Below are 26,091 nucleotides of genomic sequence, written 5' to 3' on the forward strand. Positions count from 1 at the left end.
TTTTAGACGAGACTGAATCATGGCCCTCGACATTCACGCTCACCGCATCCTGATCCTCGACTTCGGTTCCCAGTACACCCAACTGATCGCCCGCCGCGTGCGTGAAATCGGTGTGTACTGCGAACTGCATCCATTCGACATGGACGAAGATGCGATCCGCGAATTCGCTCCTAAAGGCGTCATCCTCGCTGGCGGCCCAGAGTCGGTCCACGAAGCCAACAGCCCTCGCTGCCCGCAAGCCGTGTTTGACCTGGGCGTGCCGGTCTTCGGTATCTGCTACGGCATGCAGACCATGGCCGAGCAACTGGGTGGCAAGGTTGAAGGTTCCGAGCTGCGTGAGTTCGGTTATGCCCGCGTAGACGTGGTCGGCAAGAGCCGCCTGCTGGACGGTATCGAAGACCACATCGACGCTGACGGCCTGTTCGGCCTCGACGTATGGATGAGCCACGGTGACAAGGTCACCAAGATGCCGGAAGACTTCCACATCCTGGCCAGCACCCCGAGCTGCCCGATTGCCGGCATGTTCAGCGACGAGCGTCGCTACTACGGCGTGCAGTTCCACCCGGAAGTGACCCACACCAAGCAGGGCGGTCGCATCCTGTCGCGTTTCATCCTCGACATCTGCGAGTGTGAAGCCCTGTGGACACCTTCAAAGATCGCTGAAGACGCCATCGCCCAGGTTCGCGCCCAGGTTGGCACCGACAACGTCCTGCTCGGCCTGTCCGGCGGCGTGGACTCGTCCGTGGTTGCCGCGCTGCTGCACAAGGCCATTGGCGACCAGCTGACCTGCGTGTTCGTCGACAACGGCCTGCTGCGCCTGCACGAAGGTGAGCAGGTGATGGCCATGTTCGCCGAGAACATGGGCGTCAAGGTGATCCGCGCCAACGCCGAAGAGCAGTTCCTCAACAACCTGGCCGGCGAGTCCGACCCGGAGAAGAAGCGCAAGATCATCGGCCGTACCTTCATCGACGTGTTCGATGCCCAGTCCAATAAACTGGAAAACATCAAGTACCTGGCCCAGGGCACCATCTACCCGGACGTTATCGAGTCGGCTGGCGCGAAAAGCGGCAAAGCCCACGTGATCAAGTCGCACCACAACGTGGGCGGCCTGCCGGAAGAGATGAACCTGAAACTGGTCGAGCCACTGCGCGAACTGTTCAAGGACGAAGTCCGCCGTCTGGGCCTGGAGCTGGGCCTGCCGTACGACATGGTCTACCGTCACCCGTTCCCGGGCCCGGGCCTGGGCGTGCGGATCCTCGGTGAAGTGAAGAAGGAATACGCCGACCTGCTGCGTCGCGCCGACCACATCTTCATCGAAGAACTGCGCAAGGCCGACTGGTACCACAAGGTCAGCCAGGCCTTTGTGGTGTTCCAGCCAGTGAAGTCGGTTGGCGTGGTCGGCGATGGCCGTCGTTACGCCTGGGTCGTGGCCCTGCGTGCCGTGGAAACCATCGACTTCATGACCGCGCGTTGGGCGCACCTGCCTTACGAACTGCTGGAAACCGTATCCGGCCGCATCATCAATGAAATCGAAGGCATCTCCCGCGTCACCTACGACGTGTCGAGCAAGCCGCCGGCGACCATTGAGTGGGAGTGATCCCGCACCAGCCCTGAAGGGTTGATCGCAGGATGAAAAGCCGTGTGAACGAGAGTTCACGCGGCTTTTTGCATTGGAGCCGGCCGTACCTGCGGCCCGACGTCACGCCCGCTTTGCTGTTGCTTTCGCAGTTGCAGGTGTATCGTATTCGCCTTTTCCGGGCCCCAGGCCTGACGCTGATTTGTGAGGTAGTTGAGTTCATGTCCTTTTCCCGTCGACAAATACTCGGTGGACTGGCCGGTCTTGTGGTGGTTGGCGTGGGAGCCGGTGGGGCGTCGCGGTACTGGCTGGGCAAGATGGCCGATGCGGACGCCGGTCATGACTATGAACTGATCGCCGCACCACTGGACGTCGAGTTGGTGCCGGGACACAAGACCGAGGCCTGGGCGTTCGGCCCGTCGGCGCCGGGCACCGAGTTGCGCGTGCGCCAGGGCGAATGGCTGCGGGTGCGCTTCATCAATCACCTGCCGGTCGCCACCACCATTCACTGGCACGGCATCCGTCTGCCGCTGGAGATGGACGGCGTGCCGTACGTCTCGCAATTGCCGGTGCTGCCGGGCGAATATTTCGATTACAAGTTCCGCGTGCCTGATGCCGGCAGCTACTGGTATCACCCGCATGTCAGCAGCAGCGAAGAGCTTGGTCGCGGGCTGGTCGGTCCGCTGATCGTCGAAGAACGTGAGCCCACCGGCTTCAAGTACGAAAAAACCTTGAGCCTGAAGAACTGGCACATCGATGAGCAGGGCGCTTTCGTCGACTTCAGCATTCCCCGGGAAGCCGCCCGTGGCGGCACGGCGGGGCGGCTTTCGACCATCAACGGCGTGCCGCTGGCGGTGATCGATTTGCCTGCCGGGCAGATCACCCGCGTGCGTTTGCTCAACCTCGACAACACCCTGACCTATCGCCTGAACATCCCCGGCGTCGAAGCGCAGATCTATGCGCTGGATGGCAACCCCATCGAACCGCGCCCGCTCGGCAAGGAATACTGGCTCGGTCCGGGCATGCGTATCTGCCTGGCGATCAAGGCACCGCCGGCCGGTGAAGAGTTATCCCTGCGCAACGGCCCGGTGCGCCTGGGTACGCTAAGGTCTGTCGCCAATACTGACGCGCCGACGCAGTGGCCGCTCGCGCTGCCCGCCAACCCGGTGGCCGAGCCGGACCTGGCCAATGCCGAGAAACTCAACTTCAATTTCGAATGGGTCGGTTCCGTGTCGGTGAACGTCGACAACGGCAAACCGCCGAGCCTGTGGCAGATCAACGGCCAGGCCTGGGACATCACCGACAAGACCTGCGCCGACCGCCCGATTGCTAAGCTCGAGAAGGGCAAGAGCTACATTTTCGAACTGAAAAACATGACCCAGTATCAACACCCGATCCACCTGCACGGCATGAGCTTCAAGGTGATTGCCTCGAACCGGCACAAGGTGATTCCGTACTTCACCGACACCTACCTGCTGGGCAAGAACGAGCGCGCGCAAGTGGCGCTGGTGGCGGATAATCCCGGGGTGTGGATGTTCCATTGCCATGTGATCGACCACATGGAAACCGGCCTGATGGCCGCTATCGAGGTGGCCTGATGCGTCAGATTCGTCCCGCTGCCATCATCGATCGCAGCCGAGATCGCGACTTCATGCGCGAAGCGTTGGCGCTGGCTGCCCAAGGTGCGGCGCTGGGTGAAGTGCCGGTAGGCGCGGTGCTGGTGCAGGATGGAGAAATCATCGGCCGCGGCTTCAACTGCCCGATCAGCGGCAACGACCCCAGCGCCCATGCCGAGATGGTCGCGATCCGCGCGGCGGCACAGGCCGTGAGCAACTATCGCCTGCCGGGCAGCACGCTGTACGTGACCCTGGAGCCATGCAGCATGTGCGCCGGGCTGATCGTGCATTCGCGGATTGCGCGGGTGGTGTATGGCGCGCTGGAGCCGAAGGCGGGGATTGTGCAGAGCCAGGGGCAGTTCTTCACCCAGGGCTTTTTGAATCACCGGGTGTTGTATGAAGGCGGGGTGTTGGCCGAGGAGTGCGGGGCGGTGTTGAGCGAGTTTTTCAAGGCACGGCGCGCGAAGCCCTCAGACTGAACTCGACACTGTAGGAGCTGGCAAGCCAGCTCCTACAGGTTCAATTGGTACCTGGGGGATTGGGTTACTTCTTAGCCACGATCACCGCGCGCATCGGCGCCGGCAGCCCTTCGATGGTCTTGCTGTGATCCTCGGGGTCGAGGAAATCATTGAGCGATTGATACTTCATCCACTCCGTCCCGCGCTGTTCCTCAACCGTGGTCACGCTCACATCTACGCATTTCACATCGCTGAACCCGGCCCGACGCAACCACAATTCCAACGCCGGCACCGACGGCAGGAACCACACGTTGCGCATTTGTGCGTAACGATCTTCCGGCACCAGCACCTGATGTTTGTCGCCTTCGACCACCAGGGTTTCCAGCACCAGTTCCCCGCCCTTGACCAGGCAATCCTTCAGCGCCAGCAAGTGCTCGATCGGCGAGCGGCGGTGGTAGAACACGCCCATGGAAAACACCGTGTCGAAACCTTCGAGGTTCGGCGGCAGGTCTTCGAACGGGAAGGGCAGGTGCCAGGCATTCGGCTCGGACAGGTAACGCTTCACGGCCTGGAACTGACAGAAGAACAGCCAGTTCGGATCGACACCGATCACGCTGTCGGCACCGGCGCCAAGCATGCGCCACATGTAGTAACCGTTGCCGCAACCGACATCGAGGATGCGTTTGCCCTTGAGGTCCAGGTGCGGTGACACCCGCGACCATTTCCAGTCCGAGCGCCATTCGGTGTCGACGTGTACGCCGAACAAATCGAACGGCCCTTTGCGCCACGGCGACAGGCCCATGAGCGCAGTGCGCATCTGCGCGCGGGTCGCGTCGTCGCAATCGGTGTCGAGCTTCAAGCCTTTAAGCAGATCGACCTCACTCGGCTGGATCTTCGGCAGGGCGTCCAGTGCGCTCTGCCAGCGCTCCAGGTCGCCGTGACCCTTTTCCATTTTCTTGTCGAGTTGCGCCTGCAGGGTGTTGGCCCAGTCGGCCAGCGGCGTGCCGGCCAGACGCCGGGCGAGGGGGGACAGATCAATCATGGCAAGGCAATCAACGAGGCAAAGTTAAGACACTGGAACCACGGCACGACTTTCGAGAACCCGGCGACCAACAGGCGTTCGCGGTGTTCTTCGAGGCTGTCGGGCTTCATGACGTTTTCAATGGCGCTGCGCTTCTGGGCTATTTCCAGTTCGCTGTAGCCGTTGGCGCGTTTGAACGCGATGTGCAGATCGGTGAGCAGCGCGTGTTCCTGCTCGTCTTCGAAGCGCAGTTTTTCCGAGAGGATCAATGCACCGCCCGGCAACAGCGACTGACGGATGCGCGACAGCAGTGCCGTGCGCTGGTCCCGGGCGATGAATTGCAGGGTGAAGTTCAGCGCCACCACCGAGGCAGGCTGGAAGTCGAGGGCGAGAATGTCGCCTTCGATCACGTCCACCGGCAGCAACTCCTGGAACATCGAGTCCTGTCCGTTGAGGTACTCGCGGCAGCGTTCGACCATGGCCGCGGAGTTATCCACAGCGATGACGCGGCAACCGTCGGTGCGCACGTGTCGGCGCAGGGCCTGGGTCACGGCGCCGAGGGATGAGCCCAGGTCATACAGCACGCTGTGGGGCTGGGCGAACTGCGCGGCGAGCACGCCAAGGTTTTCGACGATGGTCGGATAACCCGGCACCGAGCGCTTGATCATGTCCGGGAACACCCGCACCACGTCCTCGTTAAAGGCGAAGTCAGGCACCTGGGCCAAAGGCTGGGCGAAAAGGCGATCGGGTTCTTTGCTCACGGCGGTTCCAGCGGCGTAGGTGGAAAAGGCCGGCATTTTAGCCAACTTGGCGCGGGGATGCGCGGGTTGTCTGATAAAGAGGCATGCCTCGGAATCTTCGCCATCAGTGATATTGCTTTCGCGAGCAGGCTCGCTCCCACAGGTTGATCACCGTTCCTGTGGGAGCGAGCCTGCTCGCGATGGGTCAACTCGGTTTCTGATTAAATGCCGAAGCCGTAATGCCCCATTGCCCCAGCCAATAGCTGAGGATGATCACATAAGGCGCCGCTTCAAACGGCATCACAAACCGACTGATGCCGATCACGCTGTCGGAGAACACAAACGCCACTGCGCCAGCGGCAGCCAGCAGTGCCGAACGTTTCGGCACGTCAGTGCCGAGCCGGGCCAGTGCGCGCCAGAGCATGGCGCTGATCGCCAGGCCGTAAACAATCACCGGAATCAGCAGCGACCCCAGCCCGTGAGAGATCAGAACCCCCAGCAGTAGGGCGCCAACGCCGAGGGCCAGAATCAGCGGCAACACGGCCAGACGTCGACAATCGCTCAAGTACGCTTTCAGATAAGCCAAATGGGCAACCAGAAACGCCCCCAGCCCAAACACGAACAAATCCCCGGGCCATGCCAGCAGCACATCGCCGAGCAGGGAGAAGATCAAGCCAAGACTGATCCAGCGCCGGTATTCGCTGGGCGGCGCATCGTGCAGCCAGCCGAGCAGGGCCAGAACGGGCAGCGGCTTGACCAGCAGGCACAGGAGCGAGGCGTGCACGCTCAAACCATAGAGGAACGTCACTGCGCCCATCAGCGCCAGAATCAACCAGCCCACGGTCAGTTGACCGAGATGTTGCAGTCGAAGGAATCAACCGGCAGCACTTCCGGCGCCCAGGGTTGTTGCGAAGTCAGGCGCAAACGTCCGGTGCCGGTGGCAAAGGCTTGAAAACGCCAGGTTGATACACCCGCAGACCCCACGATACCGGCGTCTTCGGGGTTGCGATAAACCTCTGGGCCTAACGGGCGCAACACGCCACCGGCCGAATCCTGAATGGCCCAGCGGTAACCCGTGGTCGGATTGCTCGGCAGGGTCAGAATCAGGTTTTGCCCGTTAACGAGTTTCACCGGGCATTCGCTTTGTTTTTCCACGGTCACGTTGTGTGCAGGTTGCGTGGCGCATCCGGCCAGCAAGGCGAGGGCGAGGGGGAGAAACAGGCGAGTGTGGGACATAGGCTCAGGGGCTCCGGCGTTTACGACGAACGGCGAGCATAACCGAGATGAGACAAATTGTGACAGCCACTGAAGGAGGCGGTGTCAGGGCTGACGCTTTCGCGAGCAGGCTCGCTCCCACAGGTTTTTTGCAGCGATCACGAAATGTGTGAACACCACCGATCATTGTGGGGCAGAGGCCTGCACAGGGGTTGGCAGTGAACACAGATTTTGTGAACACCGCCGACCACTGTGGAGCCTGCTCGCGATAGCGGTTGTGCAGTCGCTACAGGAACATCAGAAAAGCACCTTCGCCACCTCCGCAAAGCGCTTGGCAAAGTGCACGGTAATCCCTTCCTTCAGATACTCCGGCAACTCCTCGAAATTTCCCCGGTTAGCCTCCGGCAAGATCAGCTCGAAAATCTTCTGCCGCCGCGCGGCAATGACCTTCTCGCGCACCCCGCCAATCGGCAGTACATGCCCGGTCAACGTCAGCTCACCGGTCATCGCCACGCCTTTTTTCGGCGCCTGATTGCGGGCCAGGGACAGCAGGGCGCTGGCCATGGTTACACCGGCGCTCGGGCCGTCTTTCGGCGTCGCGCCTTCCGGTACGTGCAAGTGCACGAAGGCTTCGTCGAAGAACTTCGGATCACCACCAAACGACTTCAGGTTGGAGCTGACGTAGCTGTAGGCAATCTCCGCAGACTCCTTCATCACATCGCCCAGCTGTCCGGTGAGCTTGAAGCCACGGTTGAGCGTATGGATGCGCGTCGCTTCGATCGGCAAGGTCGCGCCGCCCATGCTGGTCCAGGCCAGCCCGGTGATCACGCCCGTGCCCGAGAGCACCTGTTCGTTACGGAACACCGGTTTGCCGAGTGACGGCTCGAGGTCTTTCGGGCCAAGCTTGATCACCGATTTCGGTTCGTCGAGTAGCTTCATCACCGCCTTGCGCACCAGTTTGCCAAGGTTTTTCTCCAGCTGACGCACACCGGCTTCACGGGCATAACCGTCGATCAAGGCTTTGAGCGCGCTGTCGCTGATGGTCAGGCTGCCTTTCGATACACCGGCCTTCTCAAGCTGTTTCGGCCACAGGTGACGCTTGGCGATGGCGACTTTTTCTTCGGTGATGTAGCCCGACAGGCGAATCACTTCCATCCGGTCCAGCAATGGGCCAGGGATCGAGTCCAGGGTGTTGGCGGTGCAGATGAACAGCACTTTCGACAGGTCCATGCGCAGGTCGAGGTAGTGGTCGAGGAATTCGACGTTCTGCTCCGGATCAAGGGTTTCCAGCAGCGCCGAGGCCGGGTCGCCCTGGTAGCTCTGGCCCATCTTGTCGATTTCGTCGAGCATGATCACCGGGTTCATCACTTCGACGTCTTTCAACGCCTGCACCAGTTTGCCCGGCTGCGCGCCGATGTAGGTGCGACGGTGGCCCTTGATCTCGGCTTCGTCGCGCATACCGCCGAGGCTGAAGCGATAGAACGGCCGGCCCAGGGATTCGGCGATGGATTTGCCGACGCTGGTTTTACCCACACCTGGTGGTCCCACCAGCAACACGATGGAACCGCTGATCTCGCCTTTATAGGCACCGACTGCGAGGAATTCGAGGATGCGGTCCTTGATGTCGTCGAGGCCGGCGTGGTGTTGGTCCAGCACCTTGCGCGCGTGTTTGAGGTCGAGTTTGTCCTCGCCGTACACGCCCCACGGCACCGAGGTCGCCCAGTCGATGTAATTGCGGGTCACCGCATACTCCGGCGAGCCGGTCTCAAGGATCGACAGTTTGTTCATTTCCTCTTCGAGGCGTTTCTGCACCTGCGCCGGCAGGACTTTGCCTTCCAGCCGCTGTTCGAATTGTTCGAGATCGGCGCTGCGGTCGTCCTTGGTCAACCCCAGTTCCTGCTGGATGACCTTGAGTTGTTCCTTGAGGAAGAACTCGCGCTGGTGCTCGCCGATCTTGCGATTCACTTCGGCGGAGATTTCTTTTTGCAGGCGAGCGACTTCGACTTCCTTGCGCAGCATCGGCAGGACTTTTTCCATGCGCTTGAGCATCGGCACGCAATCGAGCACTTCCTGCAGTTCGCTGCCGGTGGCTGAGGTGAGGGCGGCGGCGAAGTCGGTCAGCGGCGACGGATCGTTGGGGCTGAAGCGGTTGAGGTAATTCTTCAGCTCTTCGCTGTACAGCGGATTGAGCGGCAGCAATTCCTTGATCGCATTGATCAGCGCCATGCCGTAGGCCTTGACCTCATCGGTCGGCTCGGTGGGCTGGTGCGGGTATTCGACCTCCACCAGGTACGGCGGGCGATGGTGCTTGAGCCAGGTCTTGAGGCGGACGCGGGTCAGGCCCTGGGCGACGAACTGCAGTTTGCCGTTTTCGCGGCTGGCGTGGTGCACCTTGACCAGCGTGCCGTACAGCGGCAGGGCCGAGGTGTCGAAGTGGCGCGGGTCTTCCTGGGGCGTGTCCATGTAGAACAGGGCCAGGGAGTGGTGATCGGACTTGCTGACCAGGTCGAGGGTCTCGGCCCACGGTTCTTCATTGACGATGACCGGCAGCACTTGGGCCGGGAAGAACGGTCGGTTGTGGATCGGGATGATGTAGACCTTGTCCGGCAGGTTCTGGCCGGGCAGGGCGAGGCCTTTGCCGGTGGAGTGATGGGCGGCGTTTTCCGGGTCGGCGTATTCACTCGGGTCTTCGGGAAACTCTTGCTTATCGGTCATGGGGCACCTGCGCAATGGGGTATGGGTCTTAGATGGGGCAGGTTGGCGGTGGTTTCAATGATGCGTTGGCGTTAATGAATCATTCAAAGGTGTGTTCAGTCGACAGACAGGTTAGCTGAACCATGGCTGTTCACAGGCAAAGGTGGGAGGGAGCCTGCTCGCGATGGCTGTTGAATATTCAGCATCAATGTTGGCTGACCTGCCGCCCTCGCGAGCAGGCTCGCCCCCACAGTTTGTTCCGCGCAGGCAATAAAAAAGGCGACGCCTGTGAGGGCGTCGCCTTTTGTCTTACTGCCGTTACAACTTACTCGGACAGTTTGTACGCAATCACGTAGTCACCCTGTTTGGTGCCCAGCGAGCCGTGACCGCCGGCGACGACGAGCACGTATTGCTTGCCGTCCTTGCCGGTGTAGGTCATCGGTGTGGTTTGTGCGCCGGCTGGCAGGCGGCCTTCCCACAGTTGCTTGCCGTTTTTCACGTCGTAGGCGCGCAGGTACTGATCGAGCGTGCCGCTGAGGAAACCGACGCCACCGGCGGTGGTGAAGGTGCCGCCCAGACTTGGCACGCCCATGCTCAGCGGAATCGGAACCGGCGAGCTGTCGCGCACGGTGCCGTTTTTGTGTTTCCACAGGACCTGGTGGTTGGTCAGGTCGATTGCGGCCACATAACCCCACGCTGGCGCCTGGCACGGCAGCCCCATTGGCGACAGCAGCGCTTCGAGGACGACGCCGTATGGCGCGCCTTTATTCGGCTGCACGCCTTCGGTTTCGCTTTTGCGCGGGCCTTGGGCGGCGATCTCTGCGGCCGGGATCATTTTCGATTTGAACGCCATGTAGCTCGGGTTCACGAAAGCGATCTGACGCACCGGGTCAACCGAGATACCGCCCCAGTCGAACACACCGAAGTTGCCTGGATACACAATCGAACCCTGCAGCGATGGCGGTGTGAACGGGCCTTCGTAGCGCATGGATTTGAAATCGATCCGGCAGATCAATTGGTCGAACGGCGTAACGCCCCACATGTCGCGCTCTTGCAGCGGCGGCGGCATCAGGTTGAGGTCGGATTTCGGCTGGGTCGGCGAGGTGTGATCGCCTTCCACCGCGCCTTGCGGCACCGGCACTTCATTGATCGGCACGATGGCCTGGCCATTGCTGCGGTCCAGCACGTAGATGCTGCCTTGCTTGGTGGAGGCCAGTACCGCTGGCTTGACACCGTCTGCGGTTTTCAGGTCCATCAGGGTCGGCTGGCCACCCACGTCCATGTCCCACAGGTCATGGTGGGTGAACTGGAAGTGCCAGCGCACCTTGCCGGTGGCGATGTCCAGCGCCGTCAGGCCAGCGGCGTGCAGTTCCGATTCAGGCGTGCGTGCGCCGCCGAACTGGTCCGGGGTCTGGTTGCCCATCGGCAGGTAGAGCATGCCGAGTTTTTCATCCACGGCGAACATGGACCACATGTTCGGCGAGTTGCGGGTGTAGACCTTGCCTTCGGCAATCGGCGTGGTGTCGTCCGGGTTGCCGCTGTCCCAGTTCCACACCAGTTTGCCGGTGTGCACGTCGAACGCGCGGATGACGCCGCTTGGCTCATCGGTGGAAACGTTGTCGGTGACGTGTCCGCCAATCACCACCAGGTCCTTGGTGACCGCCGGTGGCGAAGTGGAGTAGTAACCACCGGCGGTGAAGCCGCCGATGTTGGCGCGCAGGTCGACCTGGCCCTTCTCGCCGAAGTCTTCGCACATCTTGCCGGTGTCGGCGTTGAGCGCGATCAGGCGGGTGTCGGCGGTCGGCAGGAAGATCCGGCGCGGGCAGACACTGGCCACCGGAGCGCTGGCGCTGCCGGTGGGGCTCTGCTCGGTGGCATACACCGCGTCATCGTGATAGGTCACGCCACGGCAGGTCATGTGCGCCCAACCCTTGAAGTTCTCCGCGTTCTGCGTGGAGAGCTTCGGATCGAAACGCCAGATTTCCTTGCCGGTGTCCGGGTCCAGTGCAATTACCTGGCTGTGCGGCGTGCACACGTAGAGCATGCCGTTGACTTTCAGCGGGGTGTTTTCGGCCGTGGTTTCGCCCGGGTCGTTCGGCCCTGGCAGGTCGCCGGTGCGGTAGGTCCAGGCCGGAACCAGTTTGTTGACGTTCTGCGGGGTGATCTGCGCCAGTGGCGAATAACGGTCACCGTGGGCGCTGCGGCCGTAAGAGTTCCAGTCGCCATCCGGCATGGCCGGGGCGGTGTTGGTCATGCCGGGTACGCTGTCGCGGTCCAGTTGGCCCTTGATCTCACCTGGGTTGGTGAACTGGCTGGCCAGTGCCGTCACGCCAGCGAGCACCACGGCCACGCTCAGCGCGCCGGTGCCCACTGGTGCGGCACCGTCACGCAGCAGCGGACGACGCAACCAGGGCAGCAGCATCACCAGGCCCAGGGCAAACAGCATTGCCAGGCGCGGCACCAGTTGCCACCAGTCGAGGCCGACTTCCCACAGCGCCCATACGGTGCTGGCGAACAGCACCAATGCGTACAGGCCCAGCGCGGCACGGCGTGCCAGCAACAGCAGGATGCCGGTCAGCGCCAGGCCGATACCGGCCAGCAGGTAATACAGCGAGCCGCCGAGCATGCTCAGCTTGATCCCCCCGGCCAGCATGGCCAGGCCCATTAGCAGAAGCAGTATGCCAAGCAGGCTTGGCCATAGACGGCTTCGACCCAAGGCACCATCAGTGCTCATAGTGTGATTCTCCGTGACGTTTCAAGTAGTCCCGCGCAAGTTCACTGTAGATGACGATCATGTGCGGGCAGGGTTCAGTTGCAATGTGTTCGGTAGACGCAATCTCCCTGTAGGAGCTGGCTTGCCAGCGATAGCAGTGTTTCAGTTGGCACGGATGTCGACTGATACGCCGCCATCGCTGGCAAGCCAGCTACTACAGGGTTTTGTGGTGTTGGTTAGAACGATGACTGGATCTTGATCCCGCCAATCAGCGCGTCGTCGACGTCGTTCACGCCACCGGGGTGGCGGATGTATTGCAGGTTCGGGCGCACGGTCAGCCAGTGGGTGACGTGCACGCCGTAATAGAGTTCGGCGCTGTATTCGGTGTCTTGCGGCGGCAGGAAGGCCGGGTCGTCATAGTCGAAAACCGCGCGGGCCTGGTTAGTTGCCTCGGCATTCTTGCGATAGGCCGGGTTGACGTGCACGCGGGCCATGGCGAAACCGATGTCGTCCTTGGCTCGGGCGTCAAACAGGCCTTTGTAGACGACGCCGGCCTGGACATAGTTGTCGATGGCGTTGGTCTTCTTGTCGTGCAGGGTGCCGTTGGCGAACACGCTCAGGCCGCGGGAGTGGTCGCTGGCGATGCTGGTGATTTGCTGCTGAATTCCCAGCCACACACCGTGTTTGCTTGACGCGCTGCGGTAAGCCTCGCCACTCAGGGCGGCGGGCTGGCCGTTGCTGTCCTTGTAGGCGTCGGTCGCGTCGGCGTTGCTGTAGTAATAACCGGCGCGGTATTCACCCGGCAGGCCATTGAGCTTGGGCGACCACACCAGTTCCACCGGCAGGATTGCGCCCTGGGTGCCGCTGCCGCTGAGCTTGAAACCGTTGTCGCGATCGAGGTTCGACGGGTTCTGCTCGTACACGCCGACCTGCGCGTACAGCTCTGGGGTCAGGTGATACTTGACCCGCATCGCCCATTGGCTGACCGGCCAGTTGTACCAGATGCCGCCGACCCAGTTGCCGACCTGGGAACCGCAGAACGCCAGGTTCTGGAAGTCGCAGGGGAAGCTGTTGAAGTCTTCGCCCTCACCGAGGCGGCCGACCTTGAGGTCGAGTCGCTGGTCGAAGAATTTCTGCTGATACCACATCTGTGTCAGGCGCCAGGTCTGGCCGCGCCCCCAGACTTCCTGGGCCGAGGTGAAACCACCGACACGCGGATCGTTGATGCGGTCGTTGCTGATGTTGTTGCCACTGCGTTCGGTGATGGTCAGTTGAAATTCAGCGTCGTGCCAGCCGAGGATTTTTTGCAAGTCCAGATGGCTGCCCAGCGCAAACTGATCGCTGTAGCGCGCTGTGCGGTCGTGATCGTAGCCACCGCGCAGATTGCTGCCCATTTCGCCGGTGTAATCGACGTTGAACTCGTAGCCTTTTTCCGCCAGTTCCGTACGTGTGCCGTTCCAGTCGCCGAGCATCCACGGAGAATCGCTATCGAAAGCCGGTGCAGCCTGGGCGCAAGTGGCAAGGCTCAGTGCGGCGCAACTGCCAAGGAATGTCAGGGGTTTTCGGCAGGCGACTGGCGTAGAGACAGCGCTGTCTTGCAAGAATGGGGCATCAGGCATAAAAGGAAATTCTGGGTTCTTTTCAGTGGGATGAACGTAAAAGCAGAGGGGGAAGCGAGTTAGCAAAAGCGTTTCAGCTAAAGCGGGCGCAAGGATAATGTTCTGTTACAAATAGAGAAAGGTCTTTTACTGACATGCATCTTTTCGGATTTGGTAACAGTCCACGAAATGTCGCAGCCTGCGATCTTTTCCGTTTCACCTACATTTAACGTAAGGTGCGCGGCTTCCTCATCCCAACACGCGAAAGGCCCGGCATGACCGAACACAATACTGACCCGCTGCACGGCGTCACCCTGGAGCAAATCCTCAATGCCCTGGTCGAGCACTACGAATGGTCCGGGCTGGCCGAGCGCATCGATATCCGCTGCTTCAAGAGCGATCCGAGCATCAAGTCGAGCCTGACGTTTTTACGTAAAACGCCGTGGGCGCGGGAGAAGGTCGAGCGCTTGTATGTGAAGTTGATGCGCACCAAGCGCCCACTCTGAACATGCTCAACGCGCCTGCCATGCGACGTCGATTTGTGGTCGTGGCTGCCATCCTCGGTTGGGCCGGTTTGAGCATCCAGATGTACCTGATCTTTCATTCGCGCTGGACCCTGGGCGCGAGTCTGTTGGGTGGGCTGATGAGTTTCTTCAGCTATTTCACCGTGCTGAGCAATACGCTGGTGGCCACCGTGCTGACCTGTGAAATGACGTCTCGCGAGTCGGCTGCGCGCCGCTGGTTCTTGCAGCCGTGGGTCAGCAGTGGCATCGCCGTGAGCATCGTTGTGGTTGGGTTGGCGTACAGCCTGTTGCTGCGCCATCTGTGGCATCCCGAAGGCTGGCAATGGCTGGCCGATGAGTTGCTGCACGACGTGATGCCCGTGCTGTTTCTGGTGTACTGGTTTTGCTGCGTGCCCAAGGGGGCTTTGCGTCTGCGCCATATTGCTCTGTGGATGATTTATCCACTGGCGTATTTCGGCTATGCGCTGTGGCGCGGGCATTTTCTGGCGGTTTATCCATACCCGTTCATTGATGTGGAGAAGCTGGGTTATCCACAGGTGTTTATCAATGCCGGGGGATTGTTGGCGGGGTTTGTGGTGATTGCGTTGGCGCTGATCGGGCTCGATCGGTGGCGCGCTCGAATCTGAACGCGGAAAGCATTTGTGGCGAGGGAGCGAGCTCCCTCGCCACATGTACGGTTTCCGCCTTCTACTCCTCGTCGGTGTCATCCAGGCGCCAGTAGCCCACGGCTTTGACGAACTGCTCGTCCAGCCCATGCTCATCGAGCAACACCCGGCGGATCTGCCGCGATACCCTGGATTCCGTCGCGACCCACGCGTACAGGCTGCCGGCCGGGACATCGATCTGCCGTACGGTGCTGAGCAAATGGTCCTTGCCACCCTCGCGCAGTACCCAGATCACACTGACCTCGGCCGCGCTTTCCAGTACTTGCTGTTCCTTGCCGTTTTCCACTTCGATGATCACCAGCGCACGGCGGTTGGCTGCCAGGCCTTCGAGGCGCCGGGCAATGGCGGGCAGGGCGGTTTCATCGCCGATCAGCAGATAGCTGTCGAACATGTCCGGCACGATCATCGACCCCCTTGGCCCGCCGATGTGCAGGAACTGCCCGGGTTTGGCCTGCTCGGCCCAGGTCGAGGCGGGGCCGTCGCCGTGCAAAACAAAGTCGATGTCCAGCTCCAGGCTGTCCAGGTCGTAGCGACGCGGCGTGTAGTCGCGCATGGCCGGCATCGGGCCGTCGTTCTTACCGGCGCCGAGTACCAGGGTTTCCATTGCCGCCTGTTCCGCCGCGTTCTGCGGGAACAGCAGTTTGACGTGGTCGTCGGTGCCGAGGCTGACGAAGCCCGCCAGCTCTGGCCCGCCCAGGGTAATCCGGCGCATGCGTGGCGTCAGATCGACCACCCGCAGCACCTCAAGGCGACGGCGCTTGATTTCGTGCATGACGCGGTGAATGGCTTGTGTGTTCACTTCAGTCATTCGCTTTCTCCTGGGTAACTTGAACGGCGGGCCCGTCGACAATGGCTTTGGCGGTGTCGTTGAGCAGTGCAGCGACACGCTGGATTTCTTCGGCGCTCCAGCGCCCGTGGTGCAGTTGCAGCGCGTGACGCAGGTTGTGCACGGCTTCGTGAATTTCCGGCGGGCGATCATGGCCGCGCAAGGAGCGTTTGCTCACATCGATGCGCACCCGCACCCCGTCAAGGGCGACGGCCTGTTCGGCCAGGGACTGGCGACCGGTGTCGGTCACGCAGTAGCGCTTTTTCCCGCCTTCAGCGTCGCCCAGGATCATTTCGCTTTCTTCGAGAAAGGTCAGGGTCGGGTAGATCACGCCGGGGCTTGGACTGTAGGCGCCATCGAACATGCCTTCGATCTGGCGGATCAGGTCGTAGCCGTGGCACGGCTGTTCGGCGATCAACGCCAGCAGCAGCAATTTGAGGTCGCCGGGGGCAAATACCCGGGGGCCGCGCCCACCGCGTTCGCGGCCGGGTCGTTTTTCGAAGCCATCGCGGCCGTCGCCGTGTTCGCGGTGGGATAAATGATGGTCTCTCATTTTCTTCGTTCTCTCGTCGTATTTAGATACAACTTAAGATATATCTTATGGCTATACAAGAAGGTCCGACCAGCGGTCGGCGACTTCGTGCCGGACGACGCGCGACAGATTCTTCAGTGCGCTATCGCCCGTTTTCAAATGGCGGTGTCCTGGCCTGGCCCGGTCTGGATGTAAACGTTTTTATGAAGTTTGAACGGTCATTCATATGTTTTGATTTGTTTCTTTTGAAACGTTTTAACTTGAATGTTGTTTTGTTGTGGTTGTTACCGTTTGTGATCTTTTGTTTTCCTTCTTGGTTGGTTCTTTGTGGCTACGTGTGAAGTCGAATTTTCCTACTTACTTTAAATATTATTTGAATGATCATCTGCGCCGCTAAAGTTGAGTGACGGTTCTTCAACTTCCTTAAGTTGGTTGTTGATGACGTGTCTGTTTTAACTTTTTTGCGAAACCATTCTTTTAATAACGGGTACGTAAGCATGTTCAAAAAAATTGCCTTCGCCGCGTCCATGGTTGTTGTTTCTTTGAGTTCTGCCGTGGCGTTCGCTGCTGAAGAATCGCGCAATGTCATCCACATCAGTGCCAGCATTCCGAGCAAGGTTTTCCACGCTCAGCCGCGGGACCCGAACTTCGGTAAAGACGAAAAAATGAACTATGTCCTGGCAACCGGGGAACTGACCGCGTTGCGCGCGCTGTATGACGTCAGGCACACCTCCGGCGGTGTAGGTGCTTACATCGAAGGTGGCCCGCAGGCATTGCATAACGGTGTCAACAGCATTCCACTGACGTACACCTTCAATGGCGTCACCCTGACAGGCGCCTCCCAGGAAGTGGTGACCGAGGCCGCAGCGGCGGGGGGGATCTCCGCCGACCTGGTCATCACGGCGGCGAAACCGGGTGACACCCAGAATGGCGAATACAGCGCCACTCCCGTATTGATCTTTGATGCCCTTGCCAAGGCTCCGTAATAAAACGCCGTAGTTTTATTTAAGTTGTCGATCGGCGAGTGACTTTCTGCTCGTCGATCCTGGATCGATATATTTATTTTTCGAGTATTAACTACATGTTCCCGATGACGCCCATCGCGATGGCGCTCGCACTTGTTTTTTGCGCAAACGCTTTGGCCGTGGCAGCGGATAGCGGCCTTACTCCGCGAAGTTTGCTGGCTCAGTCCAAGGGCTTGCCCCGGGAATTCGAAGAGCACTTCTTTGATGTTCCGTTAGCGGTCCGTGTGGAACTTGACCAACAGTTTCTCGGTGAGGCGATGGTGGTGTTAAGTCGCGACGATCGCATCACCCTCGTTGATTTCACCGAAGTCAGTGGCAGCAAGATCAAGTCGGTCGAGCGAGACACCTGGTCGACCTACCTCAAGCAAGGAATAGCGCTCGGCGCCTGCCAAACCAAATGCCCGGAGCAGTTGCTCGCCGTGTACTACAGCCTTGAAAACTCAATGCTGTCGATCCTCACTGAGAACGTCGAACGTGATGATCAGGCACGACGCTTCTACCACTTGCCGCAGGGCGGTAGCAGCGGCCTGATCGTGCGCAATCAACTGAATCTCAATGGCGGTCAGCACCAGGATCTCGGCGGGCGCTACGGCCTGCAAGCCAGCGGCAGCCTGGGCAACTGGTCCCAGTCCGTCAACCTGCAACTGTCCCGAACCGGTGGCATCGACAACCAGGTCAATCACGCCGTGCATGACCTCTATACCCAGCGCGAACTGGAGGGCAACTTTGTGCGTCTGGGCTACTTCACTCCAACCTCCGAAGGGCTGAGCCGCCAGCCACGTACATTCGGCGCGAGTCCGGATACGGCATTGGGTGTCATGTATGGCAGTTCCGACAGCCTGGTGATCAACAACCCGAAGCCGTCGATCTATCCGATCTACGTGACTGCCAACCGCCAGGGCTCGGTGGAAATCTACCGCGACGGCTTGTTGATCAATACGCAAGCGGTTCCGGCCGGATTACAAACGCTGGATACGCGCCCGCTGCCGGGTGGCATTTATGAGGTCGAAGTGCGACTGGTCGTGGATGGCCAGACCATGTCCAGCACTCAGGAGCTGGTCTACAAGCCGAACAACTGGCGCAATCATGACGAGCGCTGGCGCTACAACCTTTTCACCGGACGTGAATCCAGTTTGCTCAGTAACTGGGACAGGCAGGCTGACGGCGATTGGGTCGCCGGTGCGGCATTCAACTACCTGCTGCACCCGCGAGTGATCCTCGGCATCAGCGGTCGACAGGTACGCGACACCCAGCAATACGGCACATCGATCGACTGGACAGTCATCAATAATGCCAGCCTGTTCGCCAATATCTACCAGACCGAAGACTATGGAACCGGTCTCGATTTACAGGGCATGTACGCTTATGGACGGGGCAGTATTGTCGCCAGCCATAATCGTAGCTGGCTCGACACGACGCGACTCTACGACACCTTGCCTGACGGGACGCGGTCGCGGCAGCGTCATGTGTTTGTCGGCCAGACCCGTCACTCATCGTTGGCGCTCAATCACCGGCTGACCCCCAAAAGCTCGGTCAATGCCCGGTTCTCCCACAGCCAGGGCAATACCGTGGGCACGGGAGTGGATCTGGGCTGGACTCAGCGCACTCAACTGTTTGGCAATGATGCCAACTGGCGCTTTTCACTGTTCGATCGACCGGGCAGCTACAGCGCGGGGAACGGCCGGGATCGCGGGATTGACATCAGTCTCAACCTCGCTCTGGGCGGTCCGGAAGAACAACTGACCGGCAGCATTGGTTCGCGTACGGCACGAAACGGCGGCAACGATCACAATGCATCGCTGACCTATCGCAAAAGCCTTCAGGATCACCTGCTGCAAAGTGTCTCGGCCACGGCGACCACCGACACCTATGGCGTGGGTTTGTCGGCCATGGCGACGATGCATTCGGACAGGGTCAGTGGCGATGGTTTTCTCCAGCGTTCCTCCTACAACAATGACCTTACCGGTGGCCTCAATCTGGACAGCACCGTGGCGATCGGTGCGCGGAAAATGGTCATGACCAGCCAGGCACACCGTGATGGTGCGGGCATGATCATCGACGTGGAATCGGACATCGACGGTATTGCCCTGCGTGCCGACGATTTGAGCGGCGGCAGTGCAGTACTGCGACCAGGTCGCAACTTTGTACCGCTCACGGCTTTTAAAAGCAGCTCGGTGCACTTCGATTTCGAAGGCAATCATGTGCCCGCCGCGAGCATCCAGCCGCCACGCTCCAGCTATCACCTGAACAAGGGGGGCGTGGACTACCGCAAGATCACCATCAGCAAAACGGTCACCGTGCTCGGTCGCCTGATTGATCCTCAGGGTAATCCACTCAAGGGTCATCACATCATCAATCACGCCAGCCGCGGCGTGAGTGAAGTCGACGGTTTTTTCTCCATGGAAATGAACGCCGGTTCACCGACGCTGGAAGTGCGTTCCGGCAACCGGTTGCTCTGTCAGTTCCGCCTCGATCCGGAGAACTCACGTCGAGAGAACGATGTGCTGATGATCGGTGATTTGCGCTGCTCGCCGAAGACGTTGGTCGATGCAAATTCCAAGTCCGAGAGACCCGGTTGAGGCGCCGTTGAAATAACAGTGGATGCACCGCTGAGCCGGCCTTCACCGGACCGGATTCGGCTGAATTCAATATTGAGGGGGTACGTCATGAAACGTCTGTTGGCATTGTTCGGCTTTTCGCTGTTTTCTCACGCGTCCCTGGCCGCTCCGCAAATCAATGTCGGGGTGGTTCACGATTATCTGGATGGCGATAAGAGCTCTTATCTGAAACGCATATTCAATGGGGGCGACAGCACGGCTTTCGTCAAAATCAATATTCTGGAAATCATCTATGACGCCGATGGCAATGCCAGGGAAGTCCCGTTGGTCAATCAAGCCGACGGCACTTCGCGCGATGGCTTGATGGCCAGCCCGGCGCGATTGATCGTGCCGGCCAATGGTTTACAGGGCAGCCGATTGCTGTATTTGGGGGCGCGCGCGAAAGAACGTTATTTTCGCGTGCGTTATGTGCCCGTCGTGCCAGAAAAGGAAGATGAATTCGCCCTCTCGGCAGAAGAACGTGACGACTATAAAAAGAGCCTGTCGGCCGGGGTAAACGTCCTGGCCGGTTATGGCACGGTGTTCTTCGTCCGGCCCAAGGAAACCCGTTTTGACAGCGTGAGCGAGAACGAGGCAGAGCAATATCGGATCCGCAACAACGGTAACAGCGTGGTGGTGATCGACGAGTTAAAAAATTGTTCGATCAAGAACCCGCAGGAGTGCCTGCCCACTACCAAACATCACATTCTGCCCGGTCGGACTTTTCAGTTCGAAAAACAATCAGGCCGTCACTATCGTTTCACCCTGATTGAAGGAAGCAAAAGCCAAAAACTGGATATCAAGGGTTGAGTCCGGTTTAGCGGCCTTATCAGTTGAGTTGCTTTCTTGAAATCTCATATCAGCTTCGGCTTCTTTGTTTGCAGCATTGAAGTGCTAGTCATAGGTGAAGGTCATGTTTGAGAAGTGGATAACCGTCATCTCGACGGTGTGTCTGACGCTGTCCAGTGCTTACGCATATGCCGTTATGGAACGCGAAACGTTCGAAGTGTCTGTTTCTATTCCGACCGCGGAGTTTCATGTATTGCCGGTGGACCCGGGCTGGATGGGGCATGAGCAGAAACTGCACTGGAATCTGGCGACGGATGAACTGGGGTCGCTGCGCAAACAATTCGATGTCAAAAACACTCACGGTGCCATTGCTGCTCGATTGAGTGAAGAACCCTATATCAGCAACGGCCGGGAGGTCGACAACATTGCGCTCGCCGTCATGTTCAATCGAATAAAACTCACGGTGGACAATGCCCAGGTGATTACAGCGTCAGAGGCGAATATCGGCAAACGCGTGGAGTTGTTGGTTGCGGCGATCAAACCGGACGAAGGTTATAAGCCCGGAGATTATTTCGGCAGTGTGCATTTGATTTTCGAGGCCCTCGCGCCTTGATGCCTCAGGGGCAACCGAGTGGCGTTTATATCGCCTTATTGAAAATCCAGGTTAATTCAAAATGAAGTTATTCTTTTCGTCAGGAGCGATGGCTGCGCTCTCGTTGGCGGGTGGCTTGCTGGCCGGGTTGCATACTTCGTCAGTGGCAGCAGTGGAGCAGGAAATAACCGCGAAGTTTGTGCCTGATCCGGCAAATCCCTTGGTCAACCGGTTTGTTAACACAACGCCAGAGAGCGGGGTGTGTCCAAGGTTCATAGCGGCTCGCTGCGCGCAATTGGGTATTTTCAGTCTGCAAGTTCCCCGACTGAAATTCCGCTCTATGCAGCCGATTCCGGCCGGTCATGTCGATCCCAGGCAAGGGGCAACCTTCAGTGTGCCGTCGAGCTGGCGCACCGTGGACGTCGTCCATAATCGTACGGGTGAGCGAGAGGTGGTTGAGGTGCGCATCGCCGGAATTGGCGGTACGTGGTCCCTCGCAAGGCCGCCGGGAGTTAGTGCCTGGACGCCTCCGGGAGGCGGCTATTGGCGCAACCCATGGATATCACCGCCTGCCCCCTGTACCGGTCTCAATATCAACATAGCCGGAGTCAACCATGCGTATTTCTTTTGGCTTGTTCCTGAAGGAGCAGGGGCCTGTGGCGTAGTGCCCACGATGGATATTCCCTGGTTCGAGCACGCCACAGTCGAATACGTCTATGAACTCAAGACCCCCAACCCTCTGGGGATGTCATCAGGGGAATATCGTGGTTCCTTGACCTACACCACAGGACCTGGGGGGGATTTCGATTTCGGCGACGTGATGTTGCCAAACGACCCGGTCATCACGCTCAACTTCACCCTGGACGTTCAGCATTCGCTAAAAGTCGAAGTACCGCCGGGCGGTCATCGAGTCGAGCTGATTCCTCAGGGCGGCTGGCAGGCCTGGTTGAATCAGGGGCGCAAGCCTGTGCGGTTGTTCCGGGACCAGACGTTCAGTGTATCGGCGTCCTCGCGCTTCAAGATGCAGCTCGAATGCCAGTACTCCGCTGGCAATACCTGCGCATTACGCGATACCGGATCTTCTCAGCAAGTGCCATTGAACATCGGCGTGAGTCTGCCAGGTGGCTTGGCGGATGCCGCCGGCCAACCGGTGCAGCGTCGCCCGTTGCGTCTGGATGGCAGTGGCACCGAGTTGTTTCAGCCGGGTTACTACGTCGACCGCAAGCCGGGCACGCTGCACTTTGAAGTGGCCGGGGAGCATGTCGAACAGATGTTGCGCGAGGGAGCAGGGAACACGTGGTCGGGCAATGCCACGGTGATCTGGGATTCGGAAGTGCTCTGAACCTCCAGCCCTGAAGGCTCGTCAAGCGAGTGCTTCAGGGCGATCCGCAGCCTTTTTCGAGACGATGAATGTAAAGAGCCTGTTTTTTTGGATGTCAAGGCAATGAATTTAGTGTTAACTCTCTAATGTTGGCTTTTGGGCCTTAGTTTACGGCTTGTGTAGTATTATTCTTACGGAAGTTCTTCCGCTCAGATGAGCTTGTTGATATTGATTATCGGCGTTTTGTAGTACTCTTCTTACAGCAAAGCATTGTGTTTTAGTTTATCAGGCGTTTTTTCTTTCTACTGTGGTAGCACTTTGGCTACGCACTTGCAGGAACTTGCCTGCTTACTTTCCAGATAAATTGGTCGATCATCTTTCGGCGTTGAAAGTTCAGCTGAGCAAATAGCTGCTCGTGACAGTTTTGCTCAGCTTGAACTTTCTGCGCTTATCCTTTTTAAAAAACAGGTACTGAAAGATGTTCAAGAAAATTGCGTTCGCTGCCCCTCTGGCTGTTCTGGCACTGAGTTCTTCCGCCGTATTTGCCGCGGGTGAAGCCCGTCATTCCATTAACCTTGTCGCTCACGTACCCACCAATGGTTTCTACGTGGTGCCGGTCGATCCGGACCTGGTCAATAAGGACCAGAGAATGGATTACTTGCCAAGCAAAGGCACCATGGATGAGGTCAACGGTTTCTTCGACGTGCGCAACAACAATGGTTCGGTGCACGCCAGCCTTGAAAGTGTGCCGAAGCTGATCGGCGGAGCTTCGGAGATTGGTCTGCAAGTGGCACTCAACAATGTGGTGCTCACCACCACTCCGCAAATGGTCGTCGGTGAAAGCGAATCGAACGTGAACTATCGTGCACCTCTCAACATCAAGGCGCTGGGCACTACCTTTGCACCCGGTGATTACACTGGCGCGGTCACCATGATGTTCGATGCTGTTCCTCCTGCTCCTTGAACAAGAGTCATAAACGCTTACTTGCATAAGTAACGTGACCGGTCGGCAATGTAAAAGTTGCCGGTCGGGATTCAACTTCTTTGTTATTAGAGTATTTGTTCATGTTCCCGATGACGCCCATCGCGGCAGCGCTTGCGTTGCTGTTATGCAGCAGTGCATTTGCGGCGCCCACTTCTGTTGATAATACGCCGCGAAGTTTGCTGGCCCAGGCCAAAGGCCTGCCCACAGAGTTCGAGGAGCATTTCTTTGACGTTCCGCTGGCGGTTCGGGTCGAGCTCGATCAGCAACCGCTCGGCGAGGCGATGATTGTGTTGTCCCGCGATGACCGGGTGACGTTGCTCGATTTCACCGATACCAGTGAAAGCCGTTTAGGTGCCGGGGAGCGCGAGACCTGGGCAGATATCCTCAAGCCCGGCGTGGCTTTGGGAGCCTGTACGGGACAATGCCCGGAGCAAATGCTGGCTGTTCACTACAACCTGGAAAATTCCTTGCTGTCGATCGTCACCGAAAATGCCGAGCGCGACAGCGAAGCCAAGCGTTTCTACGCTCAGCCGGAGGGCGGCAGCAGCGGCCTGATGGTGCGTAACCAACTCAATCTCAACGGCGGCCAGGATCAAGACCTGGGCGGTCGTTTCGGTCTGGAGGCCAGCGGCAGCCTGGGCAACTGGAGCCAGACTTTCAACATGCAACTGGCACGTCTGGGCGGACCGGATGACAAAACCTACCACTCCGTGCATGAGCTTTTCACCCAGCGCGAACTGGAGGGCCGTTTTGTCCGCCTGGGCTACTTCACGCCCAACTCCGAAGGCCTGACGCGCCAGCCCCGTTCGTTCGGCACCAGCCCCGACATCGCCGTGGGCGTGATGTATGGCAGCTCCGACAGCCTGGCCATCGACAGTCCGAAACCCAGCGTGTACCCGGTTTATGTCACGGCCAACCGCCAGGCATCGGTGGAGATCTATCGCGATGGCCTGTTGATCAACACCCAGTCGGTCCCGGCCGGTTTGCAGACCCTCGACACACGGCCATTGCCTGGCGGCATTTACGAAGTGGAAGTACGACTGATCGAGGATGGTCAAATCACCTCGACCACTCAGGAGCTGATCTACAAACCGAGCAACTGGCGCAACCACGATGATCGCTGGCGCTACAACCTGTTCGCGGGGCAGGAAAGCAAACTGCTGAGCAACTGGGATCAACAAAGCAGTGGCAATGCCACGGCGGGCGCCTCGATCAACTATCTGCTGCACCCCCGGGTGATTCTCGGCCTGTCTGCACGCCAGGTGCGGGAAAAGCTCCAGTACGGCAGCTCGATCGACTGGACCCTGGGCAACAGCACGAGTGTCTACGCCAACCTCTACCAGACTGAAGACCACGGCACCGGTGCCGACCTGCAAGCCCTGTACAACTATGGTTCCGGCAGCCTGGTGATCAACCACAACCGTAGCTGGCTCGACACCACCAATACCTACGACACGCTGCCCGACGGCACCCGCGTACGCCAACGCAATGTATTCAACGGCCAGACCAGCAATTCATCGCTGGCGCTGAACCACCGCATCAGCGGCAAGAGTTCGCTCAATGCCCGGGTGTCCCACAGTGAGGGCAACGTCGAAGGTGTTGGCGTCGACCTCGGTTGGACCCAGCGGACCCAGTTGTTTGGCAGCGATGCCAATTGGCGCCTGTCGCTGTTCGACCGCCCGGGCAGCTACAGCAGCGGCGATGCGCGCAATCGCGGGGTCGACCTGAGCATCAACATGGCCCTTGGCGGTCCCGGCCAGCAGATTTCCGGCAGCATCGGCAGCCGTACCGCCCGTGAGGGTGGGCGCGATAACAACGCTTCGCTGGGGTGGCGCAAAGACTTGCAAGACCACGTACTGCAGAGCGTGTCGGTGACCGCGCTGACCGATACCTATGGTGTCGGGCTGTCGAGCCTGGCGAACTTTCGTACCGACGAAATCAATGGCGACGGATTCATCCAGCGCTCGTCCTTCAACAACAAATTCACCGGTGGCCTGAACCTCGACAGCACACTGGCGCTCGGCGCGCAGCGCATTGCATTGACCAGCCAGCATCAAGGGCGCGGCGCCGGGATGATCGTTGACGTCGAGTCCGACATCGACGGTATCGCCTTGCGCGCCGACGACCTCAGCGGCGGCAGTGCAGCCCTGCGGCCGGGGCGCAATTTCATTGCGCTGACGGCCTACAAAAACAGTTCGGTGAGCTTCGACTTCGAAGGCAATCACGTGCCGGCAGCCAGCATCGAACCTTCGCGCACCCGCTATCACCTGAACAAGGGCGGCGTGGAGTACCGCAAGGTGCGGGTGATGAAAACCCTGACCGTGCTCGGGCGCCTGCTCGACCCGCAGGGACGGCCGCTCAAGGGGCACCACGTGATCAACCACGCCAGTCGTGGGGTCAGTGAAGTCGATGGTTTCTTCTCGATGGAAATGAACGCGGGCTCACCGACCCTGGAGGTGCGTTACGCCGACCAGTTGCTGTGCCAGTTCCGCCTCGATATCGACAAACACCGCAGCGAAAACAACGTGTTGATGATCGGTGATTTGCGCTGTTCGCCGGACACCCTGGCGGACGCCACCCACAGCGCCGAGACGGCGGGCTGAA

21 protein-coding genes are annotated in these 26,091 nt (G+C 59.4%); 12 read left to right on the forward strand and 9 right to left on the reverse strand.

Annotated features, from left to right (window positions below):
- Window positions 1-19 precede the first annotated feature (19 nt).
- From guaA to tadA, 3 genes are all read left to right on the forward strand, one after another.
- Entirely contained in the window at window positions 20-1,597 is a 1,578-nt protein-coding gene (guaA, locus tag BVK86_RS12045; protein WP_075946647.1) for a glutamine-hydrolyzing GMP synthase, read from the forward strand.
- A gap of 200 nt (window positions 1,598-1,797) precedes the next feature.
- Window positions 1,798-3,174, forward strand: a complete 1,377-nt coding sequence (locus BVK86_RS12050) for a multicopper oxidase family protein (RefSeq protein ID WP_075946852.1) — start codon at window positions 1,798-1,800, stop codon at window positions 3,172-3,174.
- On the forward strand, window positions 3,174-3,671 hold the full coding sequence (tadA, locus tag BVK86_RS12055; RefSeq protein WP_047538171.1) for a tRNA adenosine(34) deaminase TadA: 498 nt from the start codon (window positions 3,174-3,176) through the stop codon (window positions 3,669-3,671). Before BVK86_RS12050 ends, tadA begins: the two co-directional genes overlap by 1 nt.
- 64 nt (window positions 3,672-3,735) lie before the next feature.
- Here the strand turns inward: tadA and cmoB are convergent, their stop codons facing one another.
- The 7 genes from cmoB to BVK86_RS12090 form a co-directional block, all read right to left on the reverse strand.
- The gene (gene cmoB / locus BVK86_RS12060; RefSeq protein ID WP_075946648.1) at window positions 3,736-4,692 is read right to left on the reverse strand and encodes a tRNA 5-methoxyuridine(34)/uridine 5-oxyacetic acid(34) synthase CmoB; all 957 of its coding nucleotides are present in this window, start codon (window positions 4,690-4,692) and stop codon (window positions 3,736-3,738) included.
- Window positions 4,689-5,468 (reverse strand): carboxy-S-adenosyl-L-methionine synthase CmoA, encoded by a 780-nt coding sequence (gene cmoA / locus BVK86_RS12065; protein WP_173668850.1) that lies wholly within the window; start codon window positions 5,466-5,468, stop codon window positions 4,689-4,691. Before cmoA ends, cmoB begins: the two co-directional genes overlap by 4 nt.
- Window positions 5,469-5,616: 148 nt before the next feature.
- Window positions 5,617-6,252, reverse strand: coding sequence for a lysoplasmalogenase (locus BVK86_RS12070; protein ID WP_075946649.1), 636 nt, complete (start codon window positions 6,250-6,252; stop codon window positions 5,617-5,619).
- Window positions 6,253-6,254: 2 nt separating this feature from the next.
- Complete coding sequence (locus BVK86_RS12075; protein WP_075946650.1) at window positions 6,255-6,647, reverse strand: protease inhibitor I42 family protein; 393 nt, start codon at window positions 6,645-6,647, stop codon at window positions 6,255-6,257.
- A gap of 276 nt (window positions 6,648-6,923) precedes the next feature.
- Window positions 6,924-9,341, reverse strand: coding sequence for an endopeptidase La (gene lon / locus BVK86_RS12080; RefSeq protein ID WP_075946651.1), 2,418 nt, complete (start codon window positions 9,339-9,341; stop codon window positions 6,924-6,926).
- Between the two features lie 304 nt (window positions 9,342-9,645).
- On the reverse strand, window positions 9,646-12,054 hold the full coding sequence (locus BVK86_RS12085) for a glucose/quinate/shikimate family membrane-bound PQQ-dependent dehydrogenase (protein ID WP_075946652.1): 2,409 nt from the start codon (window positions 12,052-12,054) through the stop codon (window positions 9,646-9,648).
- Between the two features lie 215 nt (window positions 12,055-12,269).
- Window positions 12,270-13,652 carry a carbohydrate porin gene (locus BVK86_RS12090; RefSeq protein WP_075946653.1) on the reverse strand — a complete coding sequence of 461 codons (1,383 nt, stop codon included), beginning with the start codon at window positions 13,650-13,652 and terminating at the stop codon, window positions 12,270-12,272.
- 254 nt (window positions 13,653-13,906) lie between these two features.
- On the opposite strand from BVK86_RS12090, the gene BVK86_RS12095 reads away from it, so the two are divergent.
- On the forward strand, window positions 13,907-14,137 hold the full coding sequence (locus BVK86_RS12095) for a VF530 family protein (RefSeq protein ID WP_007985772.1): 231 nt from the start codon (window positions 13,907-13,909) through the stop codon (window positions 14,135-14,137).
- A gap of 20 nt (window positions 14,138-14,157) precedes the next feature.
- Window positions 14,158-14,781: a Pr6Pr family membrane protein gene (locus BVK86_RS12100; RefSeq protein ID WP_408002966.1), complete on the forward strand. Its 624-nt coding sequence runs from the start codon at window positions 14,158-14,160 to the stop codon at window positions 14,779-14,781.
- Window positions 14,782-14,842: 61 nt separating this feature from the next.
- On the opposite strand, the gene BVK86_RS12105 is transcribed toward BVK86_RS12100, so the two are convergent.
- On the reverse strand, window positions 14,843-15,628 hold the full coding sequence (locus tag BVK86_RS12105; protein ID WP_075946655.1) for a siderophore-interacting protein: 786 nt from the start codon (window positions 15,626-15,628) through the stop codon (window positions 14,843-14,845).
- Entirely contained in the window at window positions 15,621-16,199 is a 579-nt protein-coding gene (locus BVK86_RS12110; RefSeq protein ID WP_075946656.1) for a PadR family transcriptional regulator, read from the reverse strand. Before BVK86_RS12110 ends, BVK86_RS12105 begins: the two co-directional genes overlap by 8 nt.
- Before the next feature lie 476 nt (window positions 16,200-16,675).
- Here BVK86_RS12110 and BVK86_RS12115 point away from each other — a divergent pair, with 476 nt between their 5' ends.
- The 7 genes from BVK86_RS12115 (at window position 16,676) to BVK86_RS12145 (ending at window position 26,090) form a co-directional block, all read left to right on the forward strand.
- Window positions 16,676-17,164 (forward strand): CS1 type fimbrial major subunit, encoded by a 489-nt coding sequence (locus tag BVK86_RS12115; protein WP_075946657.1) that lies wholly within the window; start codon window positions 16,676-16,678, stop codon window positions 17,162-17,164.
- Between the two features lie 95 nt (window positions 17,165-17,259).
- Window positions 17,260-19,782 carry a CS1-pili formation C-terminal domain-containing protein gene (locus BVK86_RS12120; RefSeq protein WP_075946658.1) on the forward strand — a complete coding sequence of 841 codons (2,523 nt, stop codon included), beginning with the start codon at window positions 17,260-17,262 and terminating at the stop codon, window positions 19,780-19,782.
- A gap of 87 nt (window positions 19,783-19,869) precedes the next feature.
- Window positions 19,870-20,610 carry a pilus assembly protein gene (locus tag BVK86_RS12125; RefSeq protein ID WP_075946659.1) on the forward strand — a complete coding sequence of 247 codons (741 nt, stop codon included), beginning with the start codon at window positions 19,870-19,872 and terminating at the stop codon, window positions 20,608-20,610.
- Window positions 20,611-20,713: 103 nt separating this feature from the next.
- Window positions 20,714-21,202 (forward strand): CS1 type fimbrial major subunit, encoded by a 489-nt coding sequence (locus tag BVK86_RS12130; RefSeq protein ID WP_075946660.1) that lies wholly within the window; start codon window positions 20,714-20,716, stop codon window positions 21,200-21,202.
- Between the two features lie 652 nt (window positions 21,203-21,854).
- Entirely contained in the window at window positions 21,855-22,523 is a 669-nt protein-coding gene (locus BVK86_RS30120) for a hypothetical protein (RefSeq protein WP_231977953.1), read from the forward strand.
- 457 nt (window positions 22,524-22,980) lie between these two features.
- Window positions 22,981-23,466 carry a CS1 type fimbrial major subunit gene (locus tag BVK86_RS12140; RefSeq protein ID WP_075946662.1) on the forward strand — a complete coding sequence of 162 codons (486 nt, stop codon included), beginning with the start codon at window positions 22,981-22,983 and terminating at the stop codon, window positions 23,464-23,466.
- Between the two features lie 101 nt (window positions 23,467-23,567).
- Complete coding sequence (locus BVK86_RS12145) at window positions 23,568-26,090, forward strand: CS1-pili formation C-terminal domain-containing protein (protein WP_075946663.1); 2,523 nt, start codon at window positions 23,568-23,570, stop codon at window positions 26,088-26,090.
- Window position 26,091: the final 1 nt, after the last annotated feature.

It is taken from the genome of Pseudomonas reinekei, assembly GCF_001945365.1.
Lineage (GTDB): Bacteria > Pseudomonadota > Gammaproteobacteria > Pseudomonadales > Pseudomonadaceae > Aquipseudomonas > Aquipseudomonas reinekei.